The following is a 7,819-nucleotide window of genomic DNA, read 5'->3' as shown; positions in this document are numbered from 1 at the left end:
CGCCGCCGCCGCTCGGCAGGGTGCCGGCGTGGTTGCCCGAGGCCGGCAAGGTGCCGGCATGGTTGTCCGAGGCCGGCAAGGTGCCGGCATGGTTGTCCGAGGCCGGCAAGGTGCCGGCATGGGACTCGAAGATCTGCACGGCGTCGGCCCCGGCGCGGAGCTGGCGCACGAGGTACTCGGTCTGCACGGCGACGAGCCGGTCGATCAGCGCGTCGACGAGGGCCGTGTCGCTCTCCGCGAGCGCCCGGGCGGGGGCGAGGTCGGGCGTGCCGCGGCCTCCGATCATGTAGCTCGCCACCGTCCAGGGCGCGCCGCAGAAGCCCAGCAGCGTCGTCTCGGCGGGCAGCTCCCGGCGCAGCCGCGCGACGGTCTCGAAGATGGGCGCGAGGTGCTCGAACACGGCCGGGTCGTCGGCCGCCCGCAGCCGCTCGAACTCCGCCCGCCCGCGCAACGGATCGAGGCGCGGCCCCTCCCCTTCGACGAAGCGCACGTCCTGCCCGAGGGCGTGGGGCACGACGAGGATGTCCGAGAACAGGATCGACGCCTCGAAGCCGAAGCGGCGGATCGGCTGCAGCGTCACTTCGACGGCGAAGTCGGGGCTGTAGCAGAGGTCGAGGAAGGAGCCGGCCTCCGCCCGCGTCTCGCGGTATTCGGGCAGGTAGCGCCCGGCCTGGCGCATCATCCAGGCGGGCGGCGGCGAGACCGCCTCGCCCGAGAGCACGCGCAGGACCTTGCGGTCCACTGGGTTCACCTCGGCCATCTCGCCTCCCCCCGCATCCCTCTCCGCGTCGATCCGCGGGAGGCGCTGTCCGTCCGAAAACCTCTCGGGTCCGAAGACCTCTCGGGTCCGAAGACCTCTCGGGTCCGAAGACCTCTTGGGCCCGAAAACCTCTCGGGTCCAAGACCCCCTCGGGTCCGGACGTCCGTCGGGACGGCCCGTCGCACGGTCGCGACGCGTCCATCCCCACCCCGGCCCTCTTCAAAGAAAGAGAGATTCTAGGACTCTGTTTTTTCTCTTGGCGGCTGGATCGCGGGATCGCAACCGCGTCCACAGGCCGTCCCCGCCGCGACGGCGTTAAGAGGGCTTTAACAGATCCGATCTAATGTCGGCGATAGGGCAGTCTCGCCAGCGGCTTGGATCGCGGGGTGGGCCGATGCGCCGACGGATGTCCCGGATTCTCCCATCGGGGCCGATTCCGCGCGCCCTCATGACGCGCTGTTGACGGCGGAGTCGATGACTTCGGGGCCGCCCGCGCTGGACCGTGGCGGCGGGCCGTCTTATCCACACTCATCGACTCCCTGACGGCGCGCGGTGGACAAGGCCCGATCCATGCCTCTTCGGTCCCTGCCTCTGCTTCGCCCGGAGGAGACACGGACCGGATGAGCCGCAGCTACTTTCACCTCCACCTCGTCTCGGACTCGACGGGCGAGACGCTGATCAATGTCGGGCGCGCCGCCGCCGCCCAGTACGAGGGCGTCTCGGCGATCGAGCACGTCTACCCGCTGGTGCGCTCGGCCGCGCAGCTGGAGCGGGTCATCTCCGAGATCGAGGCGGCGCCGGGCCTCGTCCTGTTCACGCTGGTCGCGCACGAGCTCGTCGACCGGCTGGAGGCCGCCTGCCGGGAATCCGGCTCGCCCTGCCTCTCCGTGCTGCAGCCCGTGCACGCCCTGCTGCAATCCTATCTCGGCGCGCAGACCAATGCCCGGCCGGGCGCGCAGCACATGCTGAACGCGGAGTATTTCAAGCGCATCGACGCGATGAACTTCACGCTCGCCCACGACGACGGCAACCTGCCGGACAATCTCGAGGAGGCCGACGTCGTCCTGATCGGGGTGAGCCGCACCTCGAAGACGCCGACCTCGATCTACCTCGCCAATCGCGGGCTGAAGACCACCAACATCCCCCTCGTGCCGGGCATGCCGCTGCCGCCGGCGCTCGAGCAGGTGCGGCGGCCCCTGGTGGTCGGCCTCATCGCCAGCCCCGAGCGCATCGTGCAGATCCGCCAGAACCGGCTCCTCAGCCTGAAGGCGGACGATTCCTCCCTCTACGTCGACCGCGACGCCGTGGCCGACGAGGTCGCCACCTCGCGCCGCCTCTGCGCCAAGCACCGCTGGCCGACGATCGACGTCACCCGCCGCTCGATCGAGGAGACGGCCGCGGCCATCCTCGACCTCTACCGCGAGCACCGGCTGCGCTTCATCGCGAGCTGAGGGGAGGCGCGAGGTAACCCCCTCTCCCGTTCGGGAGAGGGTTGGCGTGAGGGATGCGCCGTATCCGGACACGTCGCACCCCTCGCCCGGTGCGCTGCCGCGAAACCGGCCTTTCCCGGACGGGAGAGGTGGGGCCGCCCCTTTCCGCGCCGACGCGTGGCCCGATCGCGGCTGCCGCACCTACGAAGGCCGGTCTCAAATGATGTTGTCGTGCGCACCCGCACATCAGTATCCCTGATGCCGGCCGCCGCCGGGATCAGTCACGGCACGGCCTTATTCGCTCCCGAACACTGGTCCGGCCCGACACGAAGGAGCCTCAGACCATGAGCCCGATCCTGAACGACGCGCCGGCCGCGCCCGCCCTCGCCTTCCGGCAGGCGGTGCCGACCCATGGCTGCGGCGGATTCCCCAAGGCGCTGCGCGACGTCACCGAGGCCCGCCGCGCGGTCGAGCGCGAGCGCCTGCCGCTGATCCGCTCGAATGCCGGCTGGCTCGCGGTCTACAATCGCCTCCTCGTCGCCCAGGCGAGCGGCAGCGAGGCCGATATCGAGGCGGCGCGGGGCGCCCTCGCCGAGGCGCTCGAGGCCGATTCGACGCCGCACCGGGCCGCCTGACCGCCCGAACCTTGCGGGGCCGGCCCGATCGGTGACACATCCGGGCGATGGATCGCGCCGCCACCGCCTGGGCCCTCCCCGCCCCGCTCCTCCTCGCCTCGACGAGCCCGACGCGGCGCCTGCTCCTGGAGAGCGCGGCGCTCCCCGTCGAGACCGAGAGCCCCGGCGTCGACGAGCGCGCCGTCGAGCGGGAGGCCGCTCGCCTCGCGCCGGCCGAGCTCGCGGGGCGCCTCGCCGCGGCGAAATGCGCCGCGGTGGCCGCCCGTCACCCCGACCGGATCGTCGTCGGCGCCGATCAGGTGCTCGACCTCGACGGCGAGGTCTTCCACAAGCCCGCCGACCCGGCGGCCGCCCGCGCCCAGCTCGGCCGCCTCGCCGGGCGCAGCCACGCCCTCCACGCGGCGGTGGCGATCGGGGCGGATGGGCGCGTCGCCGAGAGCTTCGTCGAGACGGCCCGCCTGACGCTGCGCCCCCTCGATGCCGCGGCGATCGCGGCCTATGTGGAGCTCGCCGGCGCGGCCCGCGTGACCGCGAGCGTCGGCGCCTACCAGCTCGAGGGGCTCGGCATCCACCTGTTCTCGGAGATCGCGGGCGACCACAGCACGATCCTCGGCCTGCCGCTCCTGCCCCTCCTCGCCCGCCTGCGCGCCCGCGGGTGCCTGCGCCTGTGACCGTGAGCCCGCTTCGAGGATCCCGGACGTGACCGGACACGCACACGAACCCGGCCTGACCGGCCCTGATCGCGATCAACGCGGGACGGCGTCGAATCGTGATCCCTGCGATCACGATCATGATCGCGATCACCACAACCACAAGCATGATCACGGGCATGGCCACGGCCACGGGCATGGTCACGCGCCGACGAGCTTCGGGCGGGCCTTCGCCATCGGCATCGGCCTGAACGCGGCCTTCGTCGCGATCGAGGCGGGCTACGGCTTCGCCGCCAACGCCATGTCCCTGGTGGCCGATGCGGGGCACAACCTGTCGGACGTTCTCGGCCTCCTCGTCGCCTGGGTCGCCTCCGTGCTGGTCCGGCGCCGGGCCAGCGCGCGCTACACCTACGGGTTGCGCGGCTCCTCGATCCTGGCGGCCCTGTTCAACGCCGTCTTCCTCCTCGTCGCCACCGGGGCGATCCTCTGGGAGGCGCTCGCCCGCCTCCTCCACCCCGAACCCGTGGCCGGCGTGACCGTGATGGTGGTGGCCGCCATCGGCATCCTCGTGAACGGGTGCACGGCCTGGTTGTTCGCGTCGGGAGCCAAGGGCGACATCAACATCCGCGGCGCCTTCCTGCACATGGCCGCCGACGCCGCCGTCTCGGCCGGCGTCGTCGCGGCCGGCCTCCTGATCTGGCTCACCGGGCTCGACTGGATCGACCCCCTCGTCAGCCTCGCCATCGCCGGGCTGATCGTCTGGGCCTCCTGGGGCCTGCTCACCGAGAGCGTCGCCATGGCGCTCTCGGCCGTGCCCCCCGGGATCGAGCCGGAGCGGGTGCGCGACTACCTGCGCGTGCAGCCCGGCGTCGCCGACCTGCACGACCTCCACATCTGGCCCATGAGCACCACCGAGGTGGCGCTGACGGCACACCTTGTGATGGTGGAGGGCCATCCCGGCAACGGCTTCCTGCGGCAGGTCGCGGAGGAGTTGCAGACCCGCTTCGGCATCGCCCACGCCACCCTCCAGATCGAGGAGGCGGGCGGCCCGCCCTGCCCGATCGCGCAGGATTGCGCCCTGTGATAGGCCCCCTCCCGCCCCCTCGCCCCGGAACCCGCGGTCCCGCATGAAGAAGGCCTTCGTCGTCGGCCACCCGATCGCCCATTCGCGCTCGCCGCTGATCCACAACCACTGGCTCGGAATCCACGGCATCGCCGGCTCCTACGAGCGCCTCGACGTCGCCCCCGACGCCTTCCCCGATTTCCTGCGCGCCCTGCCCGATTCGGGATTTGCGGGCGGCAACGTCACGATCCCCCACAAGGAGGCGGCCTTCCGCCTCGCCGACGCGCTGACGCCGCGAGCCGAGCGGATCGGCGCCGTCAACACCCTGATCGTGGGCGCGGACGGGCGGATCCGGGGCGACAACACCGACGCGCCGGGCTTCATCGCCCATCTCGACCAGAGCCTCGGCGCCGACTGGCCGGAGCGGACGGGCGGCACCGCCCTGGTGCTGGGTGCCGGGGGCGCCGCCCGCGCCATCGTCGTCGGCCTCGCCGAGCGCGGCCTCGGGCGCATCCTCATCGCCAATCGGACGCCGGAGCGCGCCGCCACCCTCGTCGGGCTCGCCCCCGGCGCGGCGGAGGCGGTCGCCTGGGAGGACCTGCCGGGCCGCCTCTCCGGGACGGGGCTTCTCGTGAACACCACCTCGCTCGGCATGACCGGCCACCCGCCGCTCGACGTCGACCTCGCCCCCCTCCCCGGCCGGGCGGCGGTCGCCGACATCGTCTACGCGCCGCTGGAGACCCCGCTTCTGGCTGCGGCCCGCGCCCGGGGCCTCGCCGCCGTCGACGGCCTCGGGATGCTGCTGCACCAGGCGGTGCCCGGCTTCGCGGCGTGGTTCGGGGTGCGGCCGGCGGTCACCGAGGCCCTGCGCGCCCGCATCGTCGCGGACCTGCGGCCGGCATGAGCGCGAAGGCGCCCCGCGGCCGGCCCTTCATCCTCGGGCTCACGGGCTCGATCGGCATGGGCAAATCCGCCACCGCCGCGATGTTCGCGGAATGCGGCGTGCCGGTCCACGACGCGGATGCCGCGGTCCACGCCCTCTACGGGCCGGGCGGTGCGGCCGGCCGCGCGATCGGCCAGGCCTTCCCGGGCACGCTCGGCCCGGACGGCGCCGTCGACCGGGCGGCCCTGCGCGCCGCGGTGATCGGCCATCCGGAGCGGCTCGCACGGCTCGAATCCATCGTGCATCCCCTCGTCCGCGAGGCGGAGACCGCCTTCCTGCGCCGACACGCGGACGCGCCCCTCGTCCTCCTCGACATCCCCCTCCTCTACGAGACGGACGGCGCCGCGCGCTGCGACGCCGTCCTCGTGGTGACGGCGCCTCCCGAGGTGCAGCGCGCCCGCGTCCTCGCCCGTCCCGGATTGTCGGAGGCGGATTTCGAGGCGATCCGGGCCAAGCAGATGCCCGACGCCGAGAAGCGGGCGCGGGCCGATTTCGTCATCGACACCAGCCTCGGCTTCGCTCACGCGAAGAAAGATGTGGAACGAATCATTGACCAAGTGGAGAGAGTCACATCCGCCGGATGAGGTCTTCCCGGTTCAAGACACACTGCTCTGCGGGCAAAGATTTACGATTCGTCAACGGCGTCCTCGCCAGGATCAGGATTTAATCCCGGCTTAGGCATGGCGCTCAAGAATCGGCTCCACCTCCATGGAGCTGATTCTCTATGTCGAAACGTCTCGAGGCGATGCGCGCCAACCCGAAGGGTGGATGGACGATCGCCGACGTGGAAGCGGCCTGCGCGGAGTTCGGGATCCTGTGCAAGCCTGCACGCGGATCGCACTATCGGATTGGTCACCTGTCTCAGACCACGAAATTGACCATCCCGGCCAAACGGCCCATCAAGCCCGTCTACATTCGCGACCTTGTCCGGTTCATCGATCAAGTCAGAGCCGCGTCATGAGCCATCTTGCCTACCCGGTCGTGATCACGCCGCTCGCCGATGACGACGGCGGGGGCTTCGCGGCGACCGTGCCCGATCTGCCCGGTTGCATGTCGGACGGCGAGACCCCCGAGGAGGCCCTGCACAACGTGCTTGACGCCATCCAGTCCTGGATCGAGATGGCGCGGGAACTGGGGCATCCGGTTCCGGAGCCGTCACGCAGGCGCGAGCGCGCTGCGGGTTAACTCCAGCTTAGCCGTTCCGCCGCTCCTCTTGGGGGGCATCGCTGTCATCCCCGAGACCCCCCATGCTGCGCGAGATCGTCCTCGACACCGAGACCACCGGCACCGACGCCAAGGGGGGCGACCGGCTGATCGAGATCGGCTGCGTCGAACTCCTCAACCACATCCAGACCGGCCGCACCTTCCACCGCTACATCAACCCGCAGCGGGCGGTCTCCGAGGGCGCCTTCGCGGTCCACGGTCTCTCGGACGCCTTTCTCGCCGACAAGCCCGTCTTCGCCGAAATCGTGGACGAGTTCCGCGCCTTCTGCGGCGACAGCCGGCTCGTGATCCACAACGCGCCCTTCGACGTCGGCTTCATCAACGCGGAATTCGCGCGCCTCGGCGCCGCCGCGCCGCCCGCCATCGATCTGGAGGCGGTCGTCGACACCCTGATCATGGCCCGGCGCAAGCATCCGGGCGCGGCCAACAACCTCGACGCCCTCTGCAACCGCTACGGCATCGACACGACGCGGCGCACCAAGCACGGGGCGCTCCTCGACGCGCAGATCCTGGCCGAGGTCTACATCGAGCTCCTCGGGGGCAAGCAGACGAGCCTCGGCCTCGGCGTGGTCGAGGTGCAAGAGGCGGTCGCCGTCGAGGAGGAGGGCGGCGAGCCGGTGCCCGTCGGCCTGCGCAAGGTCCGCCCCCGCCTCACACCGGAGGAGCAGGGGCGCCACGAGGCCTTCCTGGCAAGCCTCGGGGCCAACGCGATCTGGCGCGACTACATCGGCGAGGAGGGCAGCGCCTGACGGCTTTTTTGCGTCGCAGCAAATAATTCATTGCATCGCACAAAAAACGGCCCATATACCATCCACACGGATGGTCGATGGATGGACCCGTCACAGCGATGCTCGATCTGATACCCCGCCCACGCCCAGCCGCCCGCACGGCCGAGAGCGAGAAGATCACGATCAATCTCGGATTCGTCGATCTCGGCCACATCGACCTCCTCGTCACGGAGAGGGTCTACGGCAACCGGAGCGACTTCATCCGCACGGCGATCCGCCGCGAGATCGAGCGCCATGCCGAGATTACCCGGCAGTCGGTCGCCCGCAAGAGCGTCGAGGTCGGGCTCCGGCCGATCCGCCGCACCGAGCTCGAAGAGGCGCGCGCG

10 protein-coding genes and 1 pseudogene are annotated in these 7,819 nt (G+C 71.2%); 10 read left to right on the top strand and 1 reads right to left on the bottom strand.

The genetic code is table 11. From position 1 onward, the window contains the following. On the bottom strand, positions 1–760 hold a 760-nt coding region (locus tag E1J50_RS24985; RefSeq protein WP_132256823.1), incomplete at its 3' end, for a uroporphyrinogen decarboxylase family protein. 620 nt (positions 761–1,380) lie between these two features. On the opposite strand from E1J50_RS24985, the gene E1J50_RS24980 reads away from it, so the two are divergent. The 10 genes and pseudogenes from E1J50_RS24980 to E1J50_RS24935 form a co-directional block, all read left to right on the top strand. Continuing rightward, the gene (locus E1J50_RS24980; RefSeq protein ID WP_132256821.1) at positions 1,381–2,211 is read left to right on the top strand and encodes a pyruvate, water dikinase regulatory protein; all 831 of its coding nucleotides are present in this window, start codon (positions 1,381–1,383) and stop codon (positions 2,209–2,211) included. A gap of 323 nt (positions 2,212–2,534) precedes the next feature. Continuing rightward, positions 2,535–2,825 carry a hypothetical protein gene (locus E1J50_RS24975; RefSeq protein ID WP_132256819.1) on the top strand — a complete coding sequence of 97 codons (291 nt, stop codon included), beginning with the start codon at positions 2,535–2,537 and terminating at the stop codon, positions 2,823–2,825. A 47-nt stretch (positions 2,826–2,872) separates the two neighbouring features. Next, positions 2,873–3,496 (top strand): Maf family protein, encoded by a 624-nt coding sequence (locus E1J50_RS24970; protein WP_132256817.1) that lies wholly within the window; start codon positions 2,873–2,875, stop codon positions 3,494–3,496. A 55-nt stretch (positions 3,497–3,551) separates the two neighbouring features. Then, positions 3,552–4,559, top strand: coding sequence for a cation diffusion facilitator family transporter (locus E1J50_RS24965; protein WP_132256825.1), 1,008 nt, complete (start codon positions 3,552–3,554; stop codon positions 4,557–4,559). Positions 4,560–4,602: 43 nt separating this feature from the next. Then, positions 4,603–5,442, top strand: a complete 840-nt coding sequence (locus tag E1J50_RS24960) for a shikimate dehydrogenase (RefSeq protein WP_132256815.1) — start codon at positions 4,603–4,605, stop codon at positions 5,440–5,442. Further along, the gene (coaE, locus tag E1J50_RS24955; RefSeq protein WP_132256813.1) at positions 5,439–6,065 is read left to right on the top strand and encodes a dephospho-CoA kinase; all 627 of its coding nucleotides are present in this window, start codon (positions 5,439–5,441) and stop codon (positions 6,063–6,065) included. Before E1J50_RS24960 ends, coaE begins: the two co-directional genes overlap by 4 nt. A gap of 140 nt (positions 6,066–6,205) precedes the next feature. Then, positions 6,206–6,442 (top strand): type II toxin-antitoxin system HicA family toxin, encoded by a 237-nt coding sequence (locus E1J50_RS24950; RefSeq protein WP_132256811.1) that lies wholly within the window; start codon positions 6,206–6,208, stop codon positions 6,440–6,442. Further along, a complete protein-coding gene (locus E1J50_RS24945; protein WP_132256809.1) occupies positions 6,439–6,666 on the top strand; it encodes a type II toxin-antitoxin system HicB family antitoxin in 228 nt (75 codons plus the stop codon). Before E1J50_RS24950 ends, E1J50_RS24945 begins: the two co-directional genes overlap by 4 nt. A gap of 62 nt (positions 6,667–6,728) precedes the next feature. Next, positions 6,729–7,454 carry a DNA polymerase III subunit epsilon gene (dnaQ, locus tag E1J50_RS24940; RefSeq protein ID WP_132256807.1) on the top strand — a complete coding sequence of 242 codons (726 nt, stop codon included), beginning with the start codon at positions 6,729–6,731 and terminating at the stop codon, positions 7,452–7,454. Positions 7,455–7,552: 98 nt separating this feature from the next. Continuing rightward, positions 7,553–7,819, top strand: a pseudogene (locus E1J50_RS24935) (CopG family transcriptional regulator); the annotation flags it as partial.

It is taken from the genome of Methylobacterium segetis (assembly GCF_004348265.1).
Classification (GTDB): domain Bacteria; phylum Pseudomonadota; class Alphaproteobacteria; order Rhizobiales; family Beijerinckiaceae; genus Methylobacterium; species Methylobacterium segetis.
The sequence above is the reverse complement of the archived record's forward strand: the minus strand, read 5'-3'. Positions and strand labels throughout refer to the sequence as shown.

Excerpts from the sequence above, each read along its gene's own strand:
- E1J50_RS24980 (WP_132256821.1), top strand. The coding sequence starts at position 1,381 with ATGAGCCGCAGCTACTTTCACCTCCACCTCGTCTCGGACTCGACGGGC.
- E1J50_RS24975 (WP_132256819.1), top strand. The coding sequence starts at position 2,535 with ATGAGCCCGATCCTGAACGACGCGCCGGCCGCGCCCGCCCTCGCCTTC.
- E1J50_RS24970 (WP_132256817.1), top strand. The coding sequence starts at position 2,873 with ATGGATCGCGCCGCCACCGCCTGGGCCCTCCCCGCCCCGCTCCTCCTC.
- E1J50_RS24960 (WP_132256815.1), top strand. The coding sequence starts at position 4,603 with ATGAAGAAGGCCTTCGTCGTCGGCCACCCGATCGCCCATTCGCGCTCG.
- coaE (WP_132256813.1), top strand. The coding sequence starts at position 5,439 with ATGAGCGCGAAGGCGCCCCGCGGCCGGCCCTTCATCCTCGGGCTCACG.
- E1J50_RS24950 (WP_132256811.1), top strand. The coding sequence starts at position 6,206 with ATGTCGAAACGTCTCGAGGCGATGCGCGCCAACCCGAAGGGTGGATGG.
- E1J50_RS24945 (WP_132256809.1), top strand. The coding sequence starts at position 6,439 with ATGAGCCATCTTGCCTACCCGGTCGTGATCACGCCGCTCGCCGATGAC.
- dnaQ (WP_132256807.1), top strand. The coding sequence starts at position 6,729 with ATGCTGCGCGAGATCGTCCTCGACACCGAGACCACCGGCACCGACGCC.